25 protein-coding genes, 1 other RNA gene and 1 pseudogene are annotated in these 22650 nt (G+C 46.7%); 14 read left to right on the top strand and 13 right to left on the bottom strand.

The annotated features are described in order from the left end of the window. Positions 1-249 precede the first annotated feature (249 nt). The 7 genes and pseudogenes from FNY10_RS19225 to FNY10_RS19200 all read left to right on the top strand — a co-directional run bounded on the left by FNY10_RS19225 (position 250) and on the right by FNY10_RS19200 (position 6189). Positions 250-603: a helix-turn-helix domain-containing protein gene (locus FNY10_RS19225; protein WP_141963803.1), complete on the top strand. Its 354-nt coding sequence runs from the start codon at positions 250-252 to the stop codon at positions 601-603. Continuing rightward, a pseudogene (locus FNY10_RS26650) lies at positions 593-671 on the top strand (integrase); the annotation flags it as partial. The gene FNY10_RS19225 and the pseudogene FNY10_RS26650, both read left to right, overlap by 11 nt. Positions 672-1164: 493 nt before the next feature. After that, positions 1165-1437, top strand: coding sequence for a His-Xaa-Ser system protein HxsD (gene hxsD / locus FNY10_RS19220; protein ID WP_160703321.1), 273 nt, complete (start codon positions 1165-1167; stop codon positions 1435-1437). After that, positions 1437-2825 (top strand): His-Xaa-Ser system radical SAM maturase HxsB, encoded by a 1389-nt coding sequence (gene hxsB, locus FNY10_RS19215; RefSeq protein WP_160703082.1) that lies wholly within the window; start codon positions 1437-1439, stop codon positions 2823-2825. Before hxsD ends, hxsB begins: the two co-directional genes overlap by 1 nt. After that, a complete protein-coding gene (hxsC, locus tag FNY10_RS19210; RefSeq protein WP_160703081.1) occupies positions 2818-3930 on the top strand; it encodes a His-Xaa-Ser system radical SAM maturase HxsC in 1113 nt (370 codons plus the stop codon). Before hxsB ends, hxsC begins: the two co-directional genes overlap by 8 nt. Next, positions 3927-4562, top strand: coding sequence for a His-Xaa-Ser repeat protein HxsA (gene hxsA / locus FNY10_RS19205; protein WP_160703079.1), 636 nt, complete (start codon positions 3927-3929; stop codon positions 4560-4562). The genes hxsC and hxsA overlap by 4 nt, the downstream gene beginning before the upstream one ends. A 19-nt stretch (positions 4563-4581) precedes the next feature. Continuing rightward, on the top strand, positions 4582-6189 hold the full coding sequence (locus FNY10_RS19200) for a TIGR04141 family sporadically distributed protein (protein ID WP_160703077.1): 1608 nt from the start codon (positions 4582-4584) through the stop codon (positions 6187-6189). 155 nt (positions 6190-6344) lie between these two features. On the opposite strand, the gene FNY10_RS19195 is transcribed toward FNY10_RS19200, so the two are convergent. Further along, positions 6345-7574 carry an integrase domain-containing protein gene (locus tag FNY10_RS19195; RefSeq protein ID WP_160703075.1) on the bottom strand — a complete coding sequence of 410 codons (1230 nt, stop codon included), beginning with the start codon at positions 7572-7574 and terminating at the stop codon, positions 6345-6347. Between the two features lie 817 nt (positions 7575-8391). Between FNY10_RS19195 and FNY10_RS19190 the strand changes: the two genes are divergently transcribed. Further along, positions 8392-9249, top strand: a complete 858-nt coding sequence (locus FNY10_RS19190) for a hypothetical protein (protein WP_160703073.1) — start codon at positions 8392-8394, stop codon at positions 9247-9249. A gap of 120 nt (positions 9250-9369) precedes the next feature. On the opposite strand, the gene FNY10_RS19185 is transcribed toward FNY10_RS19190, so the two are convergent. The 6 genes from FNY10_RS19185 to FNY10_RS19160 all read right to left on the bottom strand — a co-directional run bounded on the left by FNY10_RS19185 (position 9370) and on the right by FNY10_RS19160 (position 14091). After that, positions 9370-10038, bottom strand: a complete 669-nt coding sequence (locus tag FNY10_RS19185; protein WP_142631945.1) for a hypothetical protein — start codon at positions 10036-10038, stop codon at positions 9370-9372. A gap of 344 nt (positions 10039-10382) precedes the next feature. Beyond that, a complete protein-coding gene (locus tag FNY10_RS19180) occupies positions 10383-12716 on the bottom strand; it encodes a primase-helicase zinc-binding domain-containing protein (RefSeq protein WP_160703071.1) in 2334 nt (777 codons plus the stop codon). 13 nt (positions 12717-12729) lie between these two features. Beyond that, positions 12730-13050 (bottom strand): DUF5375 domain-containing protein, encoded by a 321-nt coding sequence (locus FNY10_RS19175; protein ID WP_117065444.1) that lies wholly within the window; start codon positions 13048-13050, stop codon positions 12730-12732. After that, positions 13047-13274 (bottom strand): hypothetical protein, encoded by a 228-nt coding sequence (locus tag FNY10_RS19170; RefSeq protein ID WP_004136110.1) that lies wholly within the window; start codon positions 13272-13274, stop codon positions 13047-13049. Before FNY10_RS19170 ends, FNY10_RS19175 begins: the two co-directional genes overlap by 4 nt. Then, positions 13271-13828, bottom strand: a complete 558-nt coding sequence (locus FNY10_RS19165) for a host cell division inhibitor Icd-like protein (protein ID WP_160703069.1) — start codon at positions 13826-13828, stop codon at positions 13271-13273. The genes FNY10_RS19170 and FNY10_RS19165 overlap by 4 nt, the downstream gene beginning before the upstream one ends. Beyond that, the gene (locus FNY10_RS19160) at positions 13825-14091 is read right to left on the bottom strand and encodes a helix-turn-helix transcriptional regulator (protein WP_032413985.1); all 267 of its coding nucleotides are present in this window, start codon (positions 14089-14091) and stop codon (positions 13825-13827) included. The genes FNY10_RS19165 and FNY10_RS19160 overlap by 4 nt, the downstream gene beginning before the upstream one ends. Before the next feature lie 560 nt (positions 14092-14651). On the opposite strand from FNY10_RS19160, the gene FNY10_RS19155 reads away from it, so the two are divergent. From FNY10_RS19155 to FNY10_RS19135, 4 genes are all read left to right on the top strand, one after another. After that, positions 14652-15389, top strand: a complete 738-nt coding sequence (locus FNY10_RS19155; protein ID WP_160703067.1) for a glycoprotein 3 — start codon at positions 14652-14654, stop codon at positions 15387-15389. Further along, a complete protein-coding gene (locus tag FNY10_RS19150) occupies positions 15386-15631 on the top strand; it encodes an ogr/Delta-like zinc finger family protein (RefSeq protein ID WP_004136116.1) in 246 nt (81 codons plus the stop codon). Before FNY10_RS19155 ends, FNY10_RS19150 begins: the two co-directional genes overlap by 4 nt. Positions 15632-15648: 17 nt before the next feature. Continuing rightward, complete coding sequence (locus FNY10_RS19145) at positions 15649-16215, top strand: phage polarity suppression protein (RefSeq protein ID WP_160703065.1); 567 nt, start codon at positions 15649-15651, stop codon at positions 16213-16215. A 618-nt stretch (positions 16216-16833) separates the two neighbouring features. Then, positions 16834-17427, top strand: coding sequence for a hypothetical protein (locus FNY10_RS19135; protein ID WP_142631950.1), 594 nt, complete (start codon positions 16834-16836; stop codon positions 17425-17427). A gap of 32 nt (positions 17428-17459) precedes the next feature. Here FNY10_RS19135 and FNY10_RS19130 read toward each other — a convergent pair whose 3' ends face one another. The 5 genes from FNY10_RS19130 to smpB all read right to left on the bottom strand — a co-directional run bounded on the left by FNY10_RS19130 (position 17460) and on the right by smpB (position 21356). Further along, a complete protein-coding gene (locus FNY10_RS19130) occupies positions 17460-18101 on the bottom strand; it encodes a hypothetical protein (RefSeq protein ID WP_160703063.1) in 642 nt (213 codons plus the stop codon). A 1-nt stretch (position 18102) separates the two neighbouring features. Further along, entirely contained in the window at positions 18103-18960 is an 858-nt protein-coding gene (locus tag FNY10_RS19125) for an HAD family hydrolase (protein ID WP_088717962.1), read from the bottom strand. Then, complete coding sequence (locus FNY10_RS19120) at positions 18957-20180, bottom strand: integrase domain-containing protein (RefSeq protein WP_088717963.1); 1224 nt, start codon at positions 20178-20180, stop codon at positions 18957-18959. Before FNY10_RS19120 ends, FNY10_RS19125 begins: the two co-directional genes overlap by 4 nt. Positions 20181-20363: 183 nt before the next feature. Continuing rightward, positions 20364-20727: a transfer-messenger RNA gene (gene ssrA / locus FNY10_RS19115) on the bottom strand. 146 nt (positions 20728-20873) lie between these two features. Further along, positions 20874-21356 (bottom strand): SsrA-binding protein SmpB, encoded by a 483-nt coding sequence (gene smpB, locus FNY10_RS19110; protein ID WP_004866580.1) that lies wholly within the window; start codon positions 21354-21356, stop codon positions 20874-20876. Positions 21357-21508: 152 nt separating this feature from the next. Between smpB and FNY10_RS19105 the strand changes: the two genes are divergently transcribed. Next, entirely contained in the window at positions 21509-21946 is a 438-nt protein-coding gene (locus FNY10_RS19105; protein WP_202395372.1) for a type II toxin-antitoxin system RatA family toxin, read from the top strand. Further along, positions 21936-22226, top strand: a complete 291-nt coding sequence (locus tag FNY10_RS19100) for an RnfH family protein (protein ID WP_131048859.1) — start codon at positions 21936-21938, stop codon at positions 22224-22226. The genes FNY10_RS19105 and FNY10_RS19100 overlap by 11 nt, the downstream gene beginning before the upstream one ends. Positions 22227-22294: 68 nt before the next feature. On the opposite strand, the gene bamE is transcribed toward FNY10_RS19100, so the two are convergent. Beyond that, positions 22295-22636: an outer membrane protein assembly factor BamE gene (gene bamE, locus FNY10_RS19095; RefSeq protein WP_100686429.1), complete on the bottom strand. Its 342-nt coding sequence runs from the start codon at positions 22634-22636 to the stop codon at positions 22295-22297. Between the last annotated feature and the right edge of the window lie 14 nt (positions 22637-22650).

The following is a 22650-nucleotide window of genomic DNA, read 5'->3' as shown; positions in this document are numbered from 1 at the left end:
CCATTTGTGCCGTTCATTGCCACAAAACTGTAACAGTTGCAAATACACTATCGCGGCGATTTTAGGAAGGCGCTTAACTAAGTGCAAGAATAATTGTTGCACTTTATGTGCTGTTTCCGTTGAGCGAAAAAGACACATTTCAGGCAGGGGTTTTAATGTAACAATAAAACTTGCAATTTATGCCAAAGCAGGTCACTTTTAAATGCAATAGATAAAGATACTTTTATTAACAGCCCAGGGGAACCCGATATGAACACTGGCGCTTTTGTACACGATTTACTTGACTGGATTGATAATAACCTTGAAAGCCGCCTCGATATTGACACGGTCTCCCGGCGGGCAGGCTATTCGAAGTGGCATCTTCAGCGGATATTCAAAGAACATACCGGCCATCCCATTGGCGAATACATCCGCGCCCGGAAGCTGCAAAAATCGCTTGAGCGCTTAACCCTTAGCGACGAGCCGATCCTCAACGTGGCCATCGCGCTGGGTTTCGACTCTCAGCAATCCTTCAATCGCAGTTTCAAGCGCCAGTATGGCCAGGCGCCGGGAGTCTGGCGCCGCAGCATGGGGACGGCTGCATCGTGCCAGCGTTCCACATGAATCCCTGAATAACCTGACGCCGGAGGAATACCGGCTGATGGCAGATCTCAAAAAGTGCGTGGAACTAAAACGGGTGTGCTTACACTTCGACAACAATCGTTAATTTTTCTGATGAACCGTAGGATGGATCATTGGCCATCGTTGCCATAATCCGCAGAAGAGTTACAAAGTTTTCCTGTCTTGTTGAAAATCTCTGTAAAAGAGTCTCTTTTAAGTGAATGTGAGTAAATAACCAAAGTTTGGTTTTTTTGCTCCTTGAAGAGTTAGTTATCTGCTTTTATCAAACTGTACTCACATTCCCTAAAATGTATCCCATCAGTAATCTAGAAACGATCTTGCAACAAATTTGTTCTTCTACTTCAATATGTTAAAACAAGATGGAAAGTACTGCTGCATTATGGTAGGTGTGACACGAATCAATCTCTGTTCAGGATTCGATCTCATAACCTTGACATACTCAGTAACATTTTTGTTAAATTGCTGTATCATGCTGTCTATAAGAATAATCTTTAAATCCAATAGGTTTCTTTGCGTTATTATTAATTTGGAAAGGTAATGGCGATGTGGGAAAAGGTATTACAAAAAAATATTTATTCTGAATGGGTTATCCGAAACACTCTCTACTGGATGACTCCTGTAAGTCCATGGAGACTTGAAGAAAACACATCCTCGTGGATTATCTTTTTTGAAATAAGTGGTCCTGAATGTGAGTTTGAATTCGAAAGGCTGGTAAACGATTTTAGTCTCCGGGAGAAACTTCACCATCAAACCGGTCAGTTGCGTGATGCCATTATCAGCAAGGTTCTTCGAAGCATAGATGACAGGTTTGCATAATGCGACTGATGCCTTTTAACTTCGACAGGATGCCTGACGGCCGGGTATTCATCAGCAACCTCGCTGGCTTTCATTATTTTTTAGGTGAGCAAGAATTTCTCGATCTGGTAAACGGTAATATTAGCCTAGAGCAGTCCTCATCGCTTGAAAGCAAACTTTTCGTTTGCGGAGAGGAATCTTCATCCGTTACCACTTATGCACTAAGTTCGGCTTTTGCCAAACGACTCATGAATGAACTGGCGGTCAGGCCAATCTTCATGATTGTACCTACTCTTCGTTGCGATCATACTTGCAAATATTGCCAGGTCAGCAGGGCATCGGTCACCGCTGACGGTTATGATCTCAACCCTAAACTGATACCGCAAATTGTCAGCACCATAAAGAAACTAGGTACACTTCCCTACAAGATAGAAGTACAGGGCGGTGAACCACTTCTCAGGTTCGATCTTGTCCAGTCAATCTATCACGAGTGCGAGATTTTATTGGGTAGTGATGCTTTCGAAATGGTAATTGCTACAAGTCTGTCATTACTCGATGAAAGCATCCTCTCATGGGTTAAAGAGCGGAATATCACCTTTTCTGTCTCTCTTGATGGGAATGAAGCCGTCCATAACAAGAATCGCATTCTTACTGACTTTCAGGCTCACAACAAAGCAGTAACAGGTATTCGGAAAATCACAGAAGAGCTTGGAGCAAACCGGGTTGCAACTGTCACCACTGTTACTAAGGAACTGACAAAGGAGCCAGCTTCCATAGTAGATGCTCATCTGTCTCTGAGTCTTACAGACATGTTTATCAGGCCTGTTAGCCCTTATGGGTTTGCTCAGAAGCAGAGCTTCACTTTTTCAATGCCAGAGTATTTTGCTTTTTATAAAGAGTTAATGCAGGAAGTGTTGATTCAGAATGAAAAGGGAATACCTGTCATTGAGCACTCGGCTGCTATTCATCTCAAGCGAATTTTCAATCCAGGCTTCAGTGGTTATGCTGATCTAAAATCGCCAAGCGGAGTCGTGCTGAACTGCATCCTGTTCAATTATGACGGTAAAGTCTACGGTAGTGATGAAAGTCGTATGCTTCAGAAAGTAAACCCGGAAGCAGATTTCAGTGCAGGAGAGTTTGCCTCACTCTCATTTAGTAGCAACGAATACTACCGTTCCGCTCTCTCATCTTCATTTAACTTCGCCATGCCAGGTTGTGATACCTGTGCATACCAGCCTTTCTGTGGAGCAGATCCTTGCCAGAACATTAGTGTTCATGGTGAACCTGTTGGTGACAAGAGTCATTCTACTTTCTGCCAGTATCACAAAGGCATGTTCCGCTTCCTTCTGAATGAAATCTCTCAGGATGGACCGATGGCAAAGATGCTTAAAGGGTGGGCTTATGTCTGAGGTGCTGAGAAACGACATTTTCAGATTTACGGCAGGTCTGCCAGTTCAGCAAGGTTTCTATCGCCTGTGCAAATCTAAGCCCGAAAATCCTCAATTCTATCTGCCAAATTTACTGGTCAGTGAAACTGAACTCGATTCCAGACTTCCTGCATATTTTGCAGACTACGTTGTGAGCACTGATCTTTTCAATTCCATAGAAGATGGTGATATAGGGATTGTTAACAACGGAAACATGATTAGGGTGATTTTGTCACGGAGAGCAAACCATAACACTGTTCTGGTAACTGAAAGGTGCAATAACAGTTGCCTTTTTTGTTCTCAGCCTCCTAAGACAGGAAACGATGACTGGCTTCTTAACCAGTCAGCACTTGCCATCGCCTCTTTCTCCCTGAATGGTGTAGTAGGAGTGAGTGGGGGAGAACCTCTACTGTATGGCGAAGATTTCCTGCAATTTCTGGACTTCATAATCGAAAACTCACCTGAGACAGCTTTGCATGTTTTGACCAATGGACGAAAGTTTGCAGATGTCAGTTTTACTCAACAGATGAAAGAGCGAAGCGAAAAGCTCAAAATAACTTTCGGTATTCCGCTTTATTCTTCAAGGTCGTCAGTTCATGACTATCTGGTTGGAAGCGAGGGGGCATTTGATGAGACAGTTAGGGGGCTTATCAATGCCGGTAACTCAGGGATCAACATTGAGTTAAGAATCATTCCTACACTGGCTAACTATATGGAACTGGACAAAATCATAGAGTTCGCTGGTCGCGTGTTCTCCAATATCAACCAGATTTCTCTTATGGGGTTAGAATCTATTGGCTGGGCACGTAAAAACTGGTCATCAATCTTCATTGAGCATGATAGCTATAGTGAGAAAATTCTCTCTGCCATAGGAACAGCACAAAGGTCAGGCATCCCTCTAACAATCTTCAATTACCCATTGTGCCATCTTCCTGAAAGAGCCTGGGGATTTGCTACTCAGTCAATTTCTGACTGGAAAAATTACTATCCCAAAGAATGTGATGAATGTACTCAGAAGTCTTCCTGTGCTGGATATTTCAGTTCATCAAAAGGCCGTTTCCATCAACCACCGAGACCAATTTTATGAAAAAATTTAATTTCGCTGCTCTGCTTCCGGGATTTTTAGCACTCAATAATTCTGTATGGGCAAGTGATTCCTCCACTGGAGCAAGTGATTTGCCTGGTATGACTCTTAATGAGCATGATTTAGTTATAGCTCCACTTAACACGGAAGTACCTTTCTACATTGCAGGGCACCGTAGTCATAGCTCCCATCGAAGCCATAGTTCTCATAGATCTTCGTCTGGTGGTGGGTACTATGGTGGAAGCACTCCTTATTATCCTAAAACATACAGTTCACCAAGCTCATCAGGTTCATCCAGTTCAGGGACAAGTTCGTCATCGTCTTCTTCATCTGTTCGTTCGCTTCGCTCTAATGACATGGATACCTCTACGACCACAAACTCTGCTGGAACGAATGGAACTACCCGTGCAAGTAGTGGGCTGACTTCTGATACTGAAAAGCGTAAACGTTTAATCATGCGTGTGCAGTTCGCGTTGCTGGATAAAGGTTTTTATAACGGTAATATTGACGGAAGTATGGGGCCAGCGACACGAACTGCTATCAAAAATTATAGAGTTGCAAATGGGCTTCCTACACCAGTAAGAGAAACATTAGATACTCAGTTATTGAACTCTTTAAGTATACTGGCCCGTTAAAAATATCAGGTAAAATAGAATGAAGATAAAGCTTTCTATTTATAAAACAAAAAGGTTTAGCGATGATATTGATCAGGTTTTGAATTTGGAACGGGTCAAAAGGCCTATTGAATTCGAGATGGATGATGCACGAGCATATCTATATGTAAAACAGTATATGGACCCCAAACCTCCTGAATGGACCACATTTTTTATGGGCCAAAACCCTAACATAGAACTTGATTTCTTCGGTATGAACAGTAGCACAGGAGCAGTCTTAGTTATCGAAGTTAATAATTCCAGATATCTTATCCCGTTTGGAACAGGTCATCACTTAATTAATGATGGCAGCATTGTCAAAGGTTTTGGGCTTAAAACAACTCTTAATAGTATTGAGCATAAAAAAATTCGCAGTTTAGATAAAGGTAGTCACAACGAAACAAACCTGTTAACTCGCAGTCAGAGCAGTAAAGAAGTCGATATATATAACCTAAAAATAGATTCTGAGATGGATATTCTCACAACTCTCACAGGCACCTCGACAGAAGATATTTTAGGAAGTAAAATTACTGGGAAAGATGCGTTTGTGATCATGCCTGACATTGAATTGAAGGCTATCCCAGCATTGTTAATTAAAATAGACTCTATTTACTTGTTACCTCTTCCTGAAGAGTTCGAATGGGTTAACAATATCAAGGAGGCAGATGAAGCAGAGGTTGAGATATTGGATTCACTTTTGATTGATCGGATAAAGGAAAAAGATTTCAATGATTTGTGGCTTGGGGAGCCAGAAATAGTAGACTGGGAAAATCAAATAGGCTATTGCTTTGATAAGAGACAAAAATTCATTCATGAAACCTTATCAATAGACCATGTTTGTGATTATTTCGATGGTAAGAGCATTGAAGTAAATGTTGATGAACTTAAAAGAAGTTACCTGCATGTTTTGAATGCTGACTTTGAATCAATAAAAAAATGGTCATTATATAGATGCCTCTATGCCGAGATAAAAGAAGGTGACCAGAATTATATTCTTCGAGACTCTATATGGTATGTTGCAGATAGGAAATTTGTATCGACTATTGATGATGAAATGAAAAAAATAATTCATTATGAGGAGTCGGATAAATTCCCTGTATATTCATATAAACGAGAGGAAGATTATAATAAAAAACTTTGCCACGATGATAATTCCTTTACACACATGGATCAGAAATTTATTCATCATGGTGGTGGCAAAAGTAAGATTGAATTTTGTGATCTTATCAGAGGTCAATCAGATTTTATCCATATAAAATATTACACTGGTTCGCAAAGTATGAGCCATCTTTTTTCACAAGGATTTGTAGGTTCTGAACTTTTTATAAGTGACTCTGAGTTTCGAGGCAAGCTTAATGAGAAACTACCTGCTCATATAAAATTAGTCGATCATATAAATAGACCAGATGCTAAAAAATATAAACTAGTTTTCGCCATAGCTTCTAATAAAAATCTTCCCGAAGATTTACCTTTGTTTTCTAAAATAAACTTAAAAAATTTCCACAAAAGTATTACCAATTTTGGGTATGAGGTCAGGATCTGCAAAATTGCTGTGGACCCGGATATTTATAAAAAGAAGCTATGTAAACCACAAAAGAACAAGCTTTAAATAAATTTTTCAATGCCAGAGACGTTTGCCAGTTCATGCAGAAAATCGCTTTTGTAAGTTACAGCCCATGTATATTGGTTTAGAAAAAGTGGTATCAAAAATGGTTTATGTCTTGGTGGATAAGGGGCTGGGAGATTTAACCCCTTATAGAGTTGTTATGCCGCAATAGCTTTAAATTTTTGAGCAATGACATAATCACTCCACCACTGCATGAGAATCACTCGTTCTGCCAGATATTCTGCTCGATTGTAAGCTGCAATTATTTCATCTTTTTTTGAGTGAGCAAGGGCTGCTTCTAAGACATCAGTCCTGAACTTACCCGACTCCTCTGCGGCCGTTCGTGCAATAGATCTCATTCCATGGGCTACAAGCTCACCTCCGAAGCCCATACGGATTATGGCCGCATTAGCTGTTTGTTCATGCATGTGATTGAGTGGAGCTTTGATACTGGGGAAAACCCACTCTCTATGCCCGCTGATGGCTTTCATTGAATCCAAGACTCGCAAAGCTTCTTTGCTTAGTGGAACTTTGTGAGGCTTCTTCATTTTCATAAACTCCGCTGGGATGTTCCACATTGAGTTGTCAGTATCTATATCGGCCCATCTTGTGCGAACAGCCTCACCAGGACGAACCCAAGTTAGTAACTGCCATTCAATCAGCAATCGTGTCTCCATACGGACTGAGGCGTTGTTTAACACTGTAAGGAAGCGGGGGAGTTCGGTTGGGGGCAGGGCTGGCATGTTCTGTTTCTTCGGCTTACTAAATCTCTGGGTAAGATTGTCAGCCGGATTGAATTCTATGAGTTCTTCTGTTGCTGCATAGCGGAAAATTTCATTCAGGCGGGATATGATGCGGCGAAATGTTTCAAGGACACCTCGTTTTTCTATGGGGTCTAAATGCTGTTTAAGCATTTTAGGGCGAATGTCCTTAATGGGGGTATCACCCAACGTTGGAAAGATATTTCTCTCTAGACTTCGCCAGATGTCGTTAGCATGATCCTGGGAGATGCCTGACGTTTTGACTTTCTCATCAAGCCACTTCTTGGCTACTGCTTGAAATGTATGTTCCGTTGCATCTTTTAGGGCATTGGCTTTCTGGGTGTTATGAACTTGTGGGTCTATACCATTTGCAAGCAACGACAAGTATTCATCGCGTAAAGCTCGTGCCTTCGCAAGTGTAAGGTGAGGATAGGTTCCTAAGCTCACCTTAGTTCGCTTTTTGGTCACAGGCACTGCATATCTGAAATACCAATTTTTCTTCCCTCCCTTCGCCAGGGGAGCGATTCGCAAGAGCAAACCATCGCCGTCAAAAAGGTTAACCTCTTTCTCGGCAGGTTTGGTGCTTTTGATTTCAGTGTCGGTGAGTTTCTTAGCGAGTTTTGCCATTTTGGGACCCTCAATTTTTGGACCCTTTGCCTTGGGTCCCATTCAGGGTGCAATAACTCGTGGTTCTCAGCAATTCTCACTAGACGACAATAGACGTAAAAAAGCCCGCAGAGCTTGTGCTGTGCGGGCTTAGTCGACTTCATTGTACTTCAAACAACTAAAAAGTGGTGGGCTGGCGGAGTCTGAATAAATATTGTAACTATTTAAAAATAAATGATTTTAATGAATTCAACTTTCATTTGTGTACCTAAACGTGTACCAATTATGGAATGTCATAGCATTCTTACCTATCTAAAGTTGTCGATTGCTCTTCCTACTGATGATTTTTCTGTATCTACAAAGTCTAGAGAAAAAGTTTTTTTGCATTTAACTGTTCACACTGTTCACCTTCTTGTTTTTCTTTTTAATATCATAATGATAGATGGTGATCAGTTGGTGAGGAGTGAACAGTCAACTCTTCACCTCAGCGCGTCTCTGGCCTTTTTCCGGCGACCATCACCGCAATACGATGGTGATGAGGGGGAAGTAAAAAGTTTTTTTGGTGAAAACTGTTCACACTGTTCACTGAGGGTTTTTGTCATTTATTTTCATGGTGTTAGCGTGTGAATACTCGGTGAACAGTGAACACTTTACTGTTCACCTCCGCAGATTATAGGTACAAGCGTTATAGTCTGCTGTGAGCGTGAACTGGACGAATAAGATTGTTCTTTGCGGCTGATTGTCATGAGATAAAATCTCTGTCTACTACCAGGTTGAGAATTATAATTGAATATTCATAATATAATAAATATCAAGGCTGGATAATAAACGGTTGAAAATGAAGAAAAAGACTAAAAAATTCGTCCGCATTCGTTACCGAGAGCACACAGCTACCGAGAAAACTTACATTTATCTTTATAAGCAGTTTTGTCGGTCATGCGAGATTGCCATGGTAATCTCATTGAATCAGGGGGGGATTAAGACTGATGGGCGGGGTCTGCGTGCTGCCAATATTTTTACACGACAGGTGTTGACGGCACACAGTCTAAATAAGTTGCTGCCAGTGCTGCGCAATGGAGATGATCCTGATATGGCTGTGTGGGATTTAACCACTATAGCTCTTTTATCCAGAAGCATTATGGAAAATTTCCAAGCGCTTTTTTTTTACGGCACAGAAATGATCTCGGAAGAAGAAGCTGATTTACGGTTTCATATTCTCCAAAAAGACAGAAATTATAAATGGCGTGATATCAGAGTGAAAGCAGGTGAACCTGTTGAAACTCTCGAGGAGTTTACCGCTGGTTTACTTGAGCAACAGGCACGGATAGTCAATCATGAATTCTATAGCTCATTGTCTAAAGGACAAAAGAATAGCCTAAAAAATAGGTCGGAGATGTATTACTCTAAAGCTGAGTTTGAGGCACGATGTCCACGGCTGGCTAATATTGGGCTTAGTCACCAATTACTGTCAAATCTGGCCCACCCTCTGCCACTAGCTATCGAGAGGATCGATGAACTCAAGGGGCGTGGTACCCCAAATGATGCTGATATCAATTTAGCCATATTCTCGCTGAACGTGGCCACTGATTGCCTTATCGGCTCGATTGAAGAGATGGGAATAAAATTTGCTGATAATATCGGTGTGCCGTATCGTTCACTGATACAGGAGCTTGCAAAATACCCAGAGTTAACTTAACGTTCATAACGTCGGCCTCCAGTCCGAAATGGACTGGAGGTCAGATAAAAATGATGAATGGAAATAAAATTTTTTAAATGATTTTAGTCATATAAAGACTTAAATAAAATTGTCACTATGTCAATTTTGATTGGCTAATATTTTTGGTAAATTCTCCTTGATTTGCATAACAAAAGGCTCCATTCGCATATATGCTCTCTTGGATAAGTCTAACTGATAATCTAAATTTTTTTTAATTTCAGCATGAATGTGAATGGCATTTCTGGCTTCATATAATTCAATGAGTTCATCCTTGAGCTTTGCATCAATTAAACCTAGTCTTTCAGCACATTCTGCTTTTTTATCAAATCGCACTTTTGTTATGTCTGTTTTTGCGATACTTTTATATGTCGGAATGATATCTTTCTCATCATGTTTAAGTGCTTTGGCTAAAGTAATTATTTGATTCTGTGGGATTGATATTTCTTTTTTGGTTTCAAACTCTGTTAATGCTTGTACATGCTTATTTGACGACATTTCTGTAAATAAAATATGGTGGAGTACTGCCTCATATATCGATGCGTATGCTAATACTTGTAAGCGGATTTGCGCTCTCAAAAGCCACTCGTCAGCATTCATTCCTTCTAGTATTTTGTATATATACCTAGTTGAGATGAATTCGTCTGCAAGTCGTGACTGAAGTGTTTCATCTGAAATGAAGTCGAATCTTTTTTTATGCCAATCCCAGCCTCCCAGATGTGCGTCGATATAAGATTTTATTGCTGTAATTGTTTCATCAGTAAATGCCATGTTGTATATGTCCTTTAGGTTACACATATCAATTATACTAAGTTGTTATTTGTGTTATCAAAATTACTATTGAAAATCAAATGATAGTTAAAAAGTCATGCTAATCAATTCAAGTATCATAAACTTAGGTTGAGTATCTTGCCCACTTCTTGCACTCAAAGAACTGATAATTTTTGAGGGTAAAAAGTTTTTTCTGGAAAAACTGTTCACACTGTTCACTCGGTATTTTTGTTGTTTATTTTCATAATTTTAGCGGGTGAACACTCGGTGAACAGTGAACACTTTACTATTCACTCTGGCCGGTTTTCCGGTAAAAAAAGACCGGCAATGCCGGTCCGGGTAGGTTATGTCGCGGTGGGTTCGTCGCACTTAGGCAGCCAGTCGGCGTTGCTTTCCTCCCTGAGCGCGAGATTGGTCTGCATGCCCTGATTTGTGCGGCGTTTATCGTAATTCAGACCGTACTCTTTCAGCATGGCTGACAGCCCCTTGCCGAACATGGTCAGACTGAGTGCATTCCTGTAGCCGTGGGCCTCCATGTACACCAGATAGGCGTGATACAGATACAGACGCGGCTGGCGCGGAATGATGTTGGCGTTCCCCATATACATCCCGTCGGGCTCCGGCAGCGCCTCCAGATAGCCGCAAAAATCAAACGTCGGGTCAGCATCGCGCTTGATGTTGAGCGCCTCGTCGGAGTTCTGCTGCGACTGGAGCAGAGCGCGGGCACTCATCGGGTCGCTGAACTGCTGCATCAACTGGCGCACAATCACGGCCAGCTCGCGGGCGATTTTATCCCTGAGCTGCGGGTCGCGTTCTTCCGGCGCTATCTGCTCCGGGAAGTGGATAATCACCCGGCGACGCGACACGCCGCCGCTGCGGTCGGTGAAGCGCATCGGATTGTTGTTCACGGCCAGAATGACCGCCGGAATATGCGTCGAGTACGGGTTCTGGTATTTCGGGTCAACGGAGACCGCATCGCCGCCGGTGATGGCCTTGAGTCCGGCACCGTCACCGCTCCATTTCTCCTGGTCAGGCAGACGAATAAGCGAGAAGCCAATCAGGGAGGCACGCTTGCGGGGGTCTTCCAGCGTGTCGATATCGGCTGACGTGGCGTTATCCTCTCCGGCCAGCATCGTGGCGATTTCGGCGAGAATACTTTTCCCGCTGCCGCCGGGGCCGGTGACTTCGAGAAAGAGCTGCCAGTCATAGCGGTTAGCCAGCACCATAAACAGCGCGGCCAGAATCACGTTACGTTTTGTCGGGTTGCCACTGGCCGCCCGGTCGAGCCAGCGCCAGAAGTTCGGCGCGTGGGTTTCCAGTGTTTCCCCTTCCACCGGCGGGGTGAAATCCACGTCGCACAGGGTGCGCAGCCAGTGCGATTTGCTGTGCGGGCTGAATATACCTGAGCGGGTATCGAGCACCCCGTTGCGAAAACCAATCAGACGGCGTGCAGGGGAGTCCTGCTGCGGAATAATCAGTTTCAGGGTCTCCACCACCGACGCAATTCTCCCCGACGAGAACGGGGCGCGCAGACGCTGGAACAGCCCGGCCACATCGCGGGCAAAATCAGACGGCGTTATCACCTTCCAGATGCCGTTTTCATACCGGGACAGGAGCTGGCCGTTGGCGTCTACGGCCAGCGCTTCGCCGTAATGCTCATGCACCCGCATCGCCTTATCGCTGGCGCTCATGGCGGTAAATTCCGCCTCGCTCATGGTGTCAAAGGGGCTTTGGGCTGCTGGCCGGATGGCGGCATAAATGGCTTTCCGCGTGGCGTCCTCACCTTTCAGCATCACCGCATCATTCCAGTCACCGAACACCGGCGGCAGGGCGACAACGCCCTCACAGGCCTGAGCGGCTGCGGTGGCTTTGTTCTGGCCGGTGCCGTTCAGGTCACGGTCAGCGGCGAGGATAATCTGACAGGCCGGGTGTTTCTGACGGGCCAGGCTCGCCAGAGAAAGAAGGTTCACGGACGACAGCGCCACCATGACGGTTTCCCCGGTCAGGTGATGCACGGTAAGGGCCGTCGCATAGCCCTCTGCTATCCACAGGCGTTTCCCGGCCTGTTTCTGCCCGTCGATGAGATGACATGCCCCTTTGACCTGCCCGCCCTTCAGGGTGCGCTTGAGCCCCTCAGCATTAATAAGCTGGAGGTTAACCAGCGCGCCGGTCCCGTCATACAGCGGCACCACCACATCACCGGCACGGTAGGCCACGCCGCCGGTTTTGTGCGACGTGGTCAGCGTCAGACACTCACAACCGGCAAAGCCCTTGCGGGTCAGGTAGGCATTGCCGGTGGCCGGGCGGGTTTTCTCCAGCAGTCTGACGGCCAGCGCAGTGGCCGCTTTACGGTCGGCCTCTGTTCCGGCGTCTGCGGCTGCCATCACCTCCGGGGCCACCGGCGGCAGGTGGCCGGTGACGGCGTTCACCTTCCGGGCGGCCTCAGGTGCCGACACGCCGAACACCTTCTCAACCAGTTTCAGGCCGTCACCGGCACCGCACTGGTTACAGAACCATGTGCCGCGCCCCTCTTTATCGTCAAAGCGGAACCGGTCAGCGCCGCCACACACCGGGCAGGCCTGATGGCGGTTTTTTATCACTTTCATTCCCAGCGCCGGGAGAATGCGCGGCCAGTGGCCGCACGCCTGTTTTACGGTGTCCGTTACGTTCATTTTCATGGTTTTTTCTCCCTCAGTGCAGTACAGGCGATGTCAGATGGCGGGCGCAGAGCTCATCCATCACGGCGAGCCCGAGGAAGGACAGCGCCGGGGCGGCTTTCAGCGGCCCGGCCTCCATCAAATCTTCCAGTAATGCACAGGCAATCAGACGGCCTTTTTCCTCGCCGTGCTGGCGCAGATAGAAGCCCTCCAGCTCGGCGGCGATGGCACTTTCCAGCGCGTCGAGGGTGAGGTGAGGATAGCGGTGCTGGCGTTCGCACAGGGTCAGCCAGGCACAGGCCACGGCGCGGCGATACAGGGCGGCACGCAATACGGGCGGTAATGGCGTTTTCATACGTTGCCCTCCCCGGTGAACCAGCGGTGGTTGCAGCGCTCGACCACACCGTCGAGCTGGGCGGTCATGAGGTAAATCACGGAGGTGAGCTGTAACTGCTGGGCCGGGTCACGACGCAGGGAAGTACAGTCCTGCACCTGCATCAGCTCGCCGACGAACTGGCCGACGTTACGCAGGTGCTCAAGGCATTCGAGGTCTTTGACGGTGATAGCGGGCTGTTTCATGCGCGCACCTCCGCCACCGGCAGACGCCCGGCAAACGAGAGGACGTAATCGCGGACGAGGGAAAGGCGTGCGGCGTGTTCATCCCCGGCGACGGCGCGGAGCATACAGATACGGGGCTGACGGTCTGCGCGACGAACGGCGGCAAACACAAAGACAAACTGCGGGTGTGACGGGGTGAGGATAGTAGCCATGATGGCAGCCTCCTTGAAGTAGTTTGAAAAACTACCACCGGAAACGCCAATTTCACTGGTGGCAGCCCGAGCGGGGTTGGCGTAACCGGCCTTCAAGGGAACCGGCCAGCCCGAAGGCTGCCCCGCCCGGACTACCATTATCAGAAAAGAACCCTGGTGCACGAATAAACACCACAGCCCTGAAAATGGGTGTGCCTGAGCAACGACATAAAAAAACACGCATGGCGCGTGTCGTGTCGCCTTGAAGTTATTCGGAACGCCAATTCCGGCTGCCGATTTTGCGACAGCGGCAAAACTATACCTGGAAACGGCGAAGGGAAGCAAGCCAGAAAAAGGGGCTTTTTGCGGAACGGGCATCATCATGCGTCATAGCCCCGGTTACGTTCGGCGATACGGTCGGCCATCCATGTGGTGATTTCCGACTGCGCCCACGCCACGTTTTTTCCGCCGAGCGAGATTTGTTTCGGGAAAGCCTCGCGGCTGATGAGGTCGTAAATCGTGGAGCGGGACAGCCCGCACAGATGCATCACTTCGGGCAGGCGGATAAAGCGTTCCTGAACGGCATCAGAAACCGGCATCAGCGGCGCGGCAGGGGCAGAAGACGGGGAAGAAAAAGCGGTGTGCATCGGGCTACCTCATAAAGTCCATACAGTGCCGGTCGTGTCCGTCCGGCTTCAGGTAGCGCTCTATTTTCAGCATAAAACGGGGCATTGCAACAAGGCGGGATGTGCCTGTCACTCACACAACACAGGTCAAAAAACACCCACATGGTAAATAAAGGGCAATATAATGCAATATGGTGCATCCTCGCCCATCCTGAGAAAGTAAAATCATTAATATCAATGAATAACGGGATAATTAACAGGGAGAAACATTTAATAAACCTTTTTTCTTCCCGTCCTGCCACAAAGAAAAGTGAACAGTAGTGAACAGTCGGTGAACACTTCTGACCTCAACTGTTCACCACTTAACTTACTGTATTACTTATTCTTTTATTTAAAGTGAACAGTGGTGAACAGTTATATGTAAAAAAATAAACGGTGAGTATGCTTTTCCTGAGACCTTTCTCTGGCAAGCCGGGTTTTGACGTCCTGTTTGTGCCAGAACTGCCACAACCGCAACAGGTCGTGTTGTTGTGTGTGCCCCGGCAGAATCACCTCATGTTGAAATCACGAGGAAACCTGCCATGACCGACACCACCTTTATCCCTGATTACCTGAAACCGGCGCTGGAGCGACTGGCCGCAGCCCGAGAAGCCCATCTTGAACAGGCCCGCCGGATGGAGGACACCCTGACGGCCATTACCCGCGCGGAGGAGCAGAAAGCGGCGCTGGAGCAGGACAACGGCAGCGACACCCGCACATGGCGCGCCGCTTTCCGTGCCGGGGGTGCCATGCTGACCGATGAGCTGAAAAGCGGCCATATCGAGCGAGTGGCCCGCCGGGAGCTGGCGCAGGAATGCCACAACCTGACCGAAGTGCTGGCCTTTGAACGTGACCAGCTGAAAGCCACCTGCAACAGCACCGCGCGGGCATTCCGCCAGGCGCATCATGCTGTGCTGAGTAAATACGCTGAGGAAGAGCTTAACCGCGCGCTGAATGACACCCTCGGGCCACTGGTCCGGGCGATGGTGCTGAAAGCAGAGGTGATGGAAAATCCGCTGGCCAACACCACCGGCCATCAGGGGTACATCGAGCCGGAGAAAGAGGTCATGCATCAGGTGGTGACCTTCCTGACCGGGAAAGTGAGCGCCTTCTCCGTCACGCCAGCCGATGAGCCGGTGCTCTCCCTGACCGGTTTCCCGGCCGTCGCGCTTCCGCATATGGACCACGACGCCGCCAGCACGCCCGGCGAGCGTAAGGTCTGGCAGGAGAAAATCCGTCAGCGTGAGGCTGACCTGAAAGCGCGGGGGCTGCTGCCATGATGCACTGTCCGTTCTGCAAAAAGTCGGCGCATGCCCGCACCTCCCGCTATCTGTCGGAGAACGTCAAACAGCGCTATCACCAGTGCACCAATATTGAGTGCTCGGCGACGTTCCGCACTACTGAAGCCATCGACGAGGTTATCCGGCCCCCGGCGGAGAAAACGCCACCTGTCGCGGAGCCGGTCACGCCTCCGGCACCCCGTAAAGTGCAGGGCTGCTACAGCTCGCCATACCGCCATTAATCAGGGGAGAACTGACCATGACCACCCTTACGCTGCAGCAGGCCTTTGAAGCCTGTCAGAAGAATGAAACCGCCTGGCTGAACTGTAAAGCCGAACTCGCGGCCGCAGAACAGGAATACCGGGAACAGGTGCTGGCCGGAGATGACCGTATACCGGGCAGAATGCAGACACTGCGCGACATTATCGATGTCAAAAAATGGGAGATTAATCAGGCCGCCGGGCGCTATATCCGCTCCCATGAAGCGGTACAGCGCATCAGTATCCGCAACCGGCTGAATGACTTTATGCAGGCGCACGGTGCTGAACTGGCCGCCACGCTCGCCCCGGAGCTGATGGGACTCAGCCAGCAGCCCGCACTCCTGACCGGCCATGCACTCGACCGTTCGGCGCATTACCTGAGGGAAGCGCTGTCCGTGTGGCTGAGTACCGGTGAAGAAATTAATTATTCGGCAGAAGACAGCGATATTTTAACGGCCATCGGATTCAGGCCTGACGCGGCTTCGCGGGTCGATAATCAGGAAAAATACACCCCCGCACAGAGCCTGATTTATGCCCGCCGGCGCACGGAACTGGCCGGCAGGTAGCCCCCGCAAAAAATCCCCGAAAATACCGCTATTTTTCCCGAATTAAGCCATGCATCCACAGGGTGCATGGTTTTGCATGCGTTTCCTCGCCCTGTTATTCCTGTCCGGCCCCTGTCCCGGCGCGGCCTGAGCCCTCCGATGCACCTGCATGAAAACCGACCCACGAAGCGGGCAGGCGAGGCGGGGAAAGCACTGCGCGCCAGCGGTAAAGTATTTATTTAATGATATTTAATTTCACGGCCTGAGCACGTCGCTGCGCTGCGCGGGTTCGCGGGAGTGTCAGTGGGTAGCTCCGTGCTGTTCGGGGGCGTAGCGAGGCTCTGAGGCAGGCAAACGAGGAGGATAAAAAAAGCCGCCCGGCGGTGGCGGAAACGAGTCATTCCGGCGTTCATTGCTTCGCTTCTAAAGCTACTATTCCCCTGACGTATTATTTGGGTCTGTGGCAGCAGTTGCCTCGCAATGCAACTGCATTAAAACCAACACACAAAGCGGGCAGGCGAGGCGGGGAAAGCATTGCGCACAGTAGGAAGGAATTAATATTTATTCTGAGATACACAAGAACTGATACTTATTGTATAAATATTCATATGTTATAGCTATCAAACAAAAGGCATTATTGTGGACAAGGATTTTGTGACTTTAGATGAGTTCGTCAAGCTACTTGAGGAACCTCAAGAGCAACTATCGCTGGTTATAAAAAGTCATTATGAAATCGATATTTTATTGGATCGGCTATTGACCGCTTGTATTGATGATGTGGATTCATTAGAGATGCGGCGTATTAGTTTTATATTGAAGGTTGATATATTAATTAGTTTGGGGGTGGTGCGTTCTGATTTTAAAAAACTATTTAACAATATAAACAGTATTAGAAATATTTATGCGCACAATCCATACTCTATCTTCGATGCTAAATTAGCAGAGAAATCTAAAACAATTTTAATGCAAATAGATGAGTCCAGAGAAATGATTAAGGATATGACTGAGCCCACAGATATTCTTATGTTTGTTTTTTTGAGTGGATATATATACTTAGAGGTCGCGTTAAAAAATCAATTTAGGAAAATACAAGGTAGAGTAGTGCTAAACAAGAGGATTCATAAAGCATTGGGAACGCAGGCACCAAGAGCTAGTGATGAGTCTCTTAAATCATATTATGCAGAAATCGAAAGTGACTTGCAAAATATTTACCCGAAATTGTTTGGGAAGTGATTTTTGGCCTGCGGGGCAGGCCAATGAATAATTTACTGAGGGATTATATTGCAATTGATGCCATCGTAATTAATCGTTCTCTTGCAATGTATTGATAAAGAAGGCTTGTCATATATTCCCTTTGCTGGTGACTCTGGCTTGTCAACAAAAAATAATATAATTGATGAAGTAATTAATAAAATGAAAACACCAATGTAAAAGGTTTTTGCTTTGTGATTGCTATGCAATTCAAATCTTGCCAGCACTTTTTTGAAAATACTGAACTTTATTTCTTTAGGACTTTCTTTCCCAATTGTATGAGTAAGGTCTATATAGTCTTTTAGTTCCGTGCCAATATGCTTTTCTATATGTATGCCTTTTTTTACCGCACCAATCAAAAGAGGGTGATACCAATAAACATCAACAAAGAAAAACAATAACCATATTAATGCTGCGCCAAAGGATAATATAGTTGCTATCGAGGTTGAATGGCCTAGCATATTAAATGCAAATCCAGATTTAAAACTGACACCAATGGCTCCTATGAAAGCCGAAAGAATGAGAATGGCGAAATTTCGTATTTTCATTGCCAAATCATTAAAGTGTTGCTGCGTGTTAATAACCTGTTTCCAGATATCCACCTTAACTTTAAGCAGTTCAATGTCAATGTTGTTTTTATTATTTGGATCTGTCATTTTATTTAAACCCTTTGAATTCAAAGATGTTCAGAATTTCACTGAATGTGTTAATTGTGTACTTAGCATGAATATCTTTGCTTTCTTCTTTGATTTTTCTCTCTCTCTCAACATCTGCATCAGTCCAATGAGTTACTGCTCTAAGTAAATCATAGCCTTCTACATTTGACATAAAGTGCGTCGTACCATATTTGGCAAAAACAGCATCTACGCCAGCATCTAAAGCCATAGCAATGTCTTTCATTTCGCTATCACCAACATAAACACATAGCTCAGGTTTTGCATTGACCGAGTTAATTATATCTTTAAGGATTTTAGGATTTGGTTTTATCTCACCAAAAGGAGTGTGTTTATTGATGGTTTTTTTAAGATTATAAGATGTTTGAGGTGAAACACCTAAAGGAATAGAGTGATCCTCTGGAGAAAAAAGAATATCAATAATACCATCCAAGCCCAGTTTTGAAATTCTATAATTAGAGTAGAACTCTTTCGACTCTGTATAGCCAATAATAAGAGTACCTTTGTCCTTCAAGGTTTTAAGAGTTTCATAAACTGATGGATAAAGCTGAAGGTATTTTTTCCTTTCACTTCTGTACGCATGAATTGCAGGATCGAAAATGTTGTTGATCTCTTCTCTGCTTCCATAAATTTCCTGAAGAGCTGGTATTTCTTCTATTACAAAAGCGTACTCAGCAGTGCCATGTTTTTGATGTATTTTTTTTATTTGTTGCGTTAGCTCGGAAACAGATATTCCACTTATTTTTGAAATCTCCATTAACATTGCACTAAAGCTTTTATACCAAATGGTGAACCAGTCAAATAAAGTGTTGTCAAGGTCAGTGATCAAAACATTTTTCATTTTACTTCCTTCGATAATGTATTGCTAACTATAAGGACTTTGCAGGTGATTCCCCACCAATCCATAAGTTCAACTCTTTTTTCTAAATATAAAGATCTATTATACGCTCTGCGTACTTCATTTCTATCACAATGAGCTAATGCTGATTCTATAACATCGGCATTAAATCCAGCCTCATTCATTGCGGTACTAGCAATAGCGCGTAGCCCGTGGGCAACTAGTTTTCCTCCATAGCCTATACGTTTCAGCGCTGCATTTGCAGTCTGACTATTCATGGCGTGTTTTGGGTTATTTCTGCTTGGAAATATATGTTCTCTATGAGCACTGACGGGCTTCATCACCTCCAAAATCTCTAAAGCCTGAGGAGAAAGAGGAACCATGTGTTCTCGTTTAGTCTTCATCCGTTCGGCTGGAATCGTCCACAGTTTGGCACCGAGATCGATCTCTGCCCACCGAGCACCTGAGGCCTCAGAAGGGCGCACAAGCGTAAGGAGTTGCCATTCAATGAGACAGCGAGTCGCAACAGAGAGATTCGACATCACCAGAGAACGCATTAGCCTCGGCAACTCTTCTGGCCGCAGCGTCGGCATGTTTTGCTTTTTGGGTTTCTCAAAGGCCATGCCAACACCTGATGCCGGATTCGCATCTATCAGACCGGTGTTAACCGCATAAATCATTATCTCGTTAATGCGCTGCACCAGTCGACGTACAGTCTCAAGCGCTCCCCGAGCTTTGATTGGCTCAAGTGCTTCAACAATCGTTCTGGCTTTAATCTCCTGAACAGGTATCGCCCCAATGGCAGGGAAAACATCTTTATCCAAGGAGCGCCAAATGTCTTTTGCATAATCTTCTGTGACGCTTCTGCTTTTAATCTGGAACCAGTTAGCAGCCACTGTTGAGAAAATGCTATCCAGCTCAATCTGACGTTGTTCTGACGCTAGCTCTTGTTGCTGCTGTGGATCCATGCCTTGTGCGAGCGTGGTTAAATGCTGGTCGCGTATCTGACGAGCTACTGCGAGTGTAAGAGCAGGATATGAGCCTAGACTCAAATTTGTGCGGCTGCTACTTCCCGGCCGTTGATAGCGGAAGCGCCAGAGCTTTTTACCAGTAGTTTTGATGAGTAAGAACAGGCCATCACCATCATGTAAGGTGAAGTCTTTTTCACGGGGTTTAGCTTTGAGTATTTCGTTGTTAGTCAGTGGGCGTGTAATGCGCGCCATGTCTGGATCCCTTCCATAATTGGTACACGTTTAATGGACCACAGTATAGCGTGTACCTAAACGTGTACCAATTTTCTCTGGATTTAGCCGGATGCCCTCGGACAAAGACAGACACAAAAAAGCCCGCAGGGCTTGTGCCATGCGGGCTTTCAGGATTTCACCGGACGTATCCGGATCATAATGTGGTGGAGCTGGCGGGAGTTGAACCCGCGTCCGAAATTCCTACATCCTCGGCACTACATGCTTAGTCCAGTCTTTACATTCGCTGCCAGCTGCGGACGGACACGCCACTGACAAACTAGCCTGATTAGTTTTAACGCTTCAACCCCAGGCAGGGCTTCCACGCGATCTCTTTTGGGTTTGACCTCTCTTTATTCCCCGTCTTAAGAGCGGAAGCTAGGGAGAGAGGGCTCTTAGCAGGTTATTAAGCTGCTAAAGCGTAGTTTTCGTCGTTTGCGACTATTTTTTTGCGGCTTTTTACGAGGCCAACCGCCCCTCGGCATGCACCTTGGGTTTCGCGAATCCCGTCGAATCCAGAATCAGCCCCAATGTGTTAAGACGAGTATAACAGATTTGTGAATGGAGTTACCAGCACTCGTTCGCACGATTGTGGGAGCGGATTGGGTGAAAAAGCAGCATCAACAACGATATAGCGCATAAGGGCCAGCTGAGCCGGCCCTTAAAAAGAGGGGATTAGCGGCCGGCGTGTTTCATAATGCGGGCTTTATCCAGCGCCCACTCGCGATCTTTGAGGTCGGTACGCTTGTCGTGCTGTTTCTTACCTTTGGCGACGCCGATCTTCACTTTGCACCAGGCGTTTTTCCAGTACAGCGACAGGGCCACGACGGTGTAGCCTTCACGGTTGATACGGCCATACAGGGCATCCAGCTCGCGCTGATTAAGCAGCAGCTTACGGGTACGCGTCGGGTCACAGACGTAGTGGGTCGATGCCACGGCCATCGGCGTAAAGTTGGCGCCGAAGAGATAGGCTTCGCCATCTTTCAGGATGACATAACTGTCGCTGATGTTGGCTTTGCCGGCGCGCAGCGATTTGACTTCCCACCCTTGCAGGGCAAGACCAGCCTCGTATTCATCTTCGATAAAGTATTCATGGCGGGCGCGTTTATTCAGCGCAATGGTGGCTGATCCAGGTTTGTGGGCTTTTTTCTTGGTCATAATGTCCTGAAGTCATTGCTAAACGGGAACACAGTACCTCAATCCATCCTGCGAGGTGTAATGCGCTATCTTAGCACGAGTTGCGGCACAGCGTTTTTTTTAGCGGCAGATAAATGATATTATTTACCGCGTGTATAAATGTGGAACTCGCTATGCCTCAGATTAGCCGTACTGCGCTGGTGCCCTTCAGTGTGGAACAGATGTATCAACTCGTAAATGACGTGAAGTCCTATCCTGATTTTTTGCCTGGCTGCACCGGGAGTCGTGTGCTGGAGTCTGGGCCGACGCAAATGATGGCGGCGGTTGATGTATCCAAAGCAGGCATCAGTAAGACCTTTACGACACGCAATACCCTTACCAGTAACCAGAGCATTTTGATGAGCCTGGTCGATGGGCCGTTTAAAAAGCTGATAGGCGGCTGGAAGTTTATCCCGCTGAGCCCGGATGCCTGCAAAATTGAGTTTCATCTCGATTTTGAATTCACCAACATGCTGATTGAGATGGCGTTTGGGCGCATCTTTAAAGAGCTGGCGTTAAATATGGTGCAGGCTTTCACGGCCAGGGCCAAAGAGGTTTATCGTGCCGGCTAACATCGTGGTGGAAGTGGCTTATGCCCTGCCGGAGAAGCAGTACCTGCAAAGCGTAAAGCTTGAAGAGGGCGCTACGGTTGAACAGGCGATTGTTGCCAGCGGCCTGCTGGCGCTGCGCGGCGATATCGATCTGGCGAAAAACAAGGTTGGAATATACAGTCGCCCGGTTAAACTGCATGATGTGGTGCATGATGGCGATCGGGTGGAAATCTATCGCCCGCTGATTGCCGATCCGAAAGAGCTGCGTCGTCAGCGCGCGGAGAAAAACGCCGGGAAATAGCGGCGAAAGGAATAAAAAAAGCGCTCAATGAGCGCTTTTTGTCTTTCTGCAGCAAGGTGTTTACCACATTACTCGTTGGTCAGAGCCGGTTTGTTATCAATATTGGTTAACACGCCGCTGCTGTTAAAGGTCAGCGTTAGCGTCTGCTGGGTGATATTTTCATGCCCAGGCTGCTGACGGAAAACATAGAACCAGGTGTTGGTACCAAACGGATCCGACATCATTGGGGTACCCAGCGCATACGCAACCTGCTGTTGCGTCATGCCGACACGAATTTTTGCTACATCGTTAGGTGCCAGATAGTTACCCTGGTTGATATCAGGACGGTAAACCACTCGTTCCAGAGTGGAACAGCCTGCGGTCAACATGAGAAGAACCGCTGCGGCAGCAGTCAGCGTTTTACAGCGCATAGTGATTTTATTCC

It is taken from the genome of Klebsiella sp. Lac1, from assembly GCF_009825425.1.
GTDB lineage: Bacteria > Pseudomonadota > Gammaproteobacteria > Enterobacterales > Enterobacteriaceae > Klebsiella > Klebsiella electrica.
The sequence above is the reverse complement of the archived record's forward strand: the minus strand, read 5'-3'. Positions and strand labels throughout refer to the sequence as shown.

What these genes read in the sequence shown, in the direction of transcription:
- FNY10_RS19200 (WP_160703077.1), top strand. Translation starts at nt 4,582, where the DNA reads ATGAAGATAAAGCTTTCTATTTATAAAACAAAAAGGTTTAGCGATGAT.
- FNY10_RS19105 (WP_202395372.1), top strand. Translation starts at nt 21,509, where the DNA reads ATGCCTCAGATTAGCCGTACTGCGCTGGTGCCCTTCAGTGTGGAACAG.
- FNY10_RS19175 (WP_117065444.1), bottom strand. Translation starts at nt 13,050, where the DNA reads ATGAAAACGCCATTACCGCCCGTATTGCGTGCCGCCCTGTATCGCCGC.
- FNY10_RS19145 (WP_160703065.1), top strand. Translation starts at nt 15,649, where the DNA reads ATGACCACCCTTACGCTGCAGCAGGCCTTTGAAGCCTGTCAGAAGAAT.
- FNY10_RS19165 (WP_160703069.1), bottom strand. Translation starts at nt 13,828, where the DNA reads ATGATGATGCCCGTTCCGCAAAAAGCCCCTTTTTCTGGCTTGCTTCCC.
- hxsD (WP_160703321.1), top strand. Translation starts at nt 1,165, where the DNA reads ATGTGGGAAAAGGTATTACAAAAAAATATTTATTCTGAATGGGTTATC.
- hxsC (WP_160703081.1), top strand. Translation starts at nt 2,818, where the DNA reads ATGTCTGAGGTGCTGAGAAACGACATTTTCAGATTTACGGCAGGTCTG.
- FNY10_RS19225 (WP_141963803.1), top strand. Translation starts at nt 250, where the DNA reads ATGAACACTGGCGCTTTTGTACACGATTTACTTGACTGGATTGATAAT.
- FNY10_RS19190 (WP_160703073.1), top strand. Translation starts at nt 8,392, where the DNA reads ATGAAGAAAAAGACTAAAAAATTCGTCCGCATTCGTTACCGAGAGCAC.
- FNY10_RS19180 (WP_160703071.1), bottom strand. Translation starts at nt 12,716, where the DNA reads ATGAAAATGAACGTAACGGACACCGTAAAACAGGCGTGCGGCCACTGG.
- hxsB (WP_160703082.1), top strand. Translation starts at nt 1,437, where the DNA reads ATGCGACTGATGCCTTTTAACTTCGACAGGATGCCTGACGGCCGGGTA.
- smpB (WP_004866580.1), bottom strand. Translation starts at nt 21,356, where the DNA reads ATGACCAAGAAAAAAGCCCACAAACCTGGATCAGCCACCATTGCGCTG.
- hxsA (WP_160703079.1), top strand. Translation starts at nt 3,927, where the DNA reads ATGAAAAAATTTAATTTCGCTGCTCTGCTTCCGGGATTTTTAGCACTC.
- FNY10_RS19185 (WP_142631945.1), bottom strand. Translation starts at nt 10,038, where the DNA reads ATGGCATTTACTGATGAAACAATTACAGCAATAAAATCTTATATCGAC.
- FNY10_RS19120 (WP_088717963.1), bottom strand. Translation starts at nt 20,180, where the DNA reads ATGGCGCGCATTACACGCCCACTGACTAACAACGAAATACTCAAAGCT.
- bamE (WP_100686429.1), bottom strand. Translation starts at nt 22,636, where the DNA reads ATGCGCTGTAAAACGCTGACTGCTGCCGCAGCGGTTCTTCTCATGTTG.
- FNY10_RS19160 (WP_032413985.1), bottom strand. Translation starts at nt 14,091, where the DNA reads ATGCACACCGCTTTTTCTTCCCCGTCTTCTGCCCCTGCCGCGCCGCTG.
- FNY10_RS19170 (WP_004136110.1), bottom strand. Translation starts at nt 13,274, where the DNA reads ATGAAACAGCCCGCTATCACCGTCAAAGACCTCGAATGCCTTGAGCAC.
- FNY10_RS19125 (WP_088717962.1), bottom strand. Translation starts at nt 18,960, where the DNA reads ATGAAAAATGTTTTGATCACTGACCTTGACAACACTTTATTTGACTGG.
- FNY10_RS19130 (WP_160703063.1), bottom strand. Translation starts at nt 18,101, where the DNA reads ATGACAGATCCAAATAATAAAAACAACATTGACATTGAACTGCTTAAA.
- FNY10_RS19150 (WP_004136116.1), top strand. Translation starts at nt 15,386, where the DNA reads ATGATGCACTGTCCGTTCTGCAAAAAGTCGGCGCATGCCCGCACCTCC.
- FNY10_RS19155 (WP_160703067.1), top strand. Translation starts at nt 14,652, where the DNA reads ATGACCGACACCACCTTTATCCCTGATTACCTGAAACCGGCGCTGGAG.
- FNY10_RS19195 (WP_160703075.1), bottom strand. Translation starts at nt 7,574, where the DNA reads ATGGCAAAACTCGCTAAGAAACTCACCGACACTGAAATCAAAAGCACC.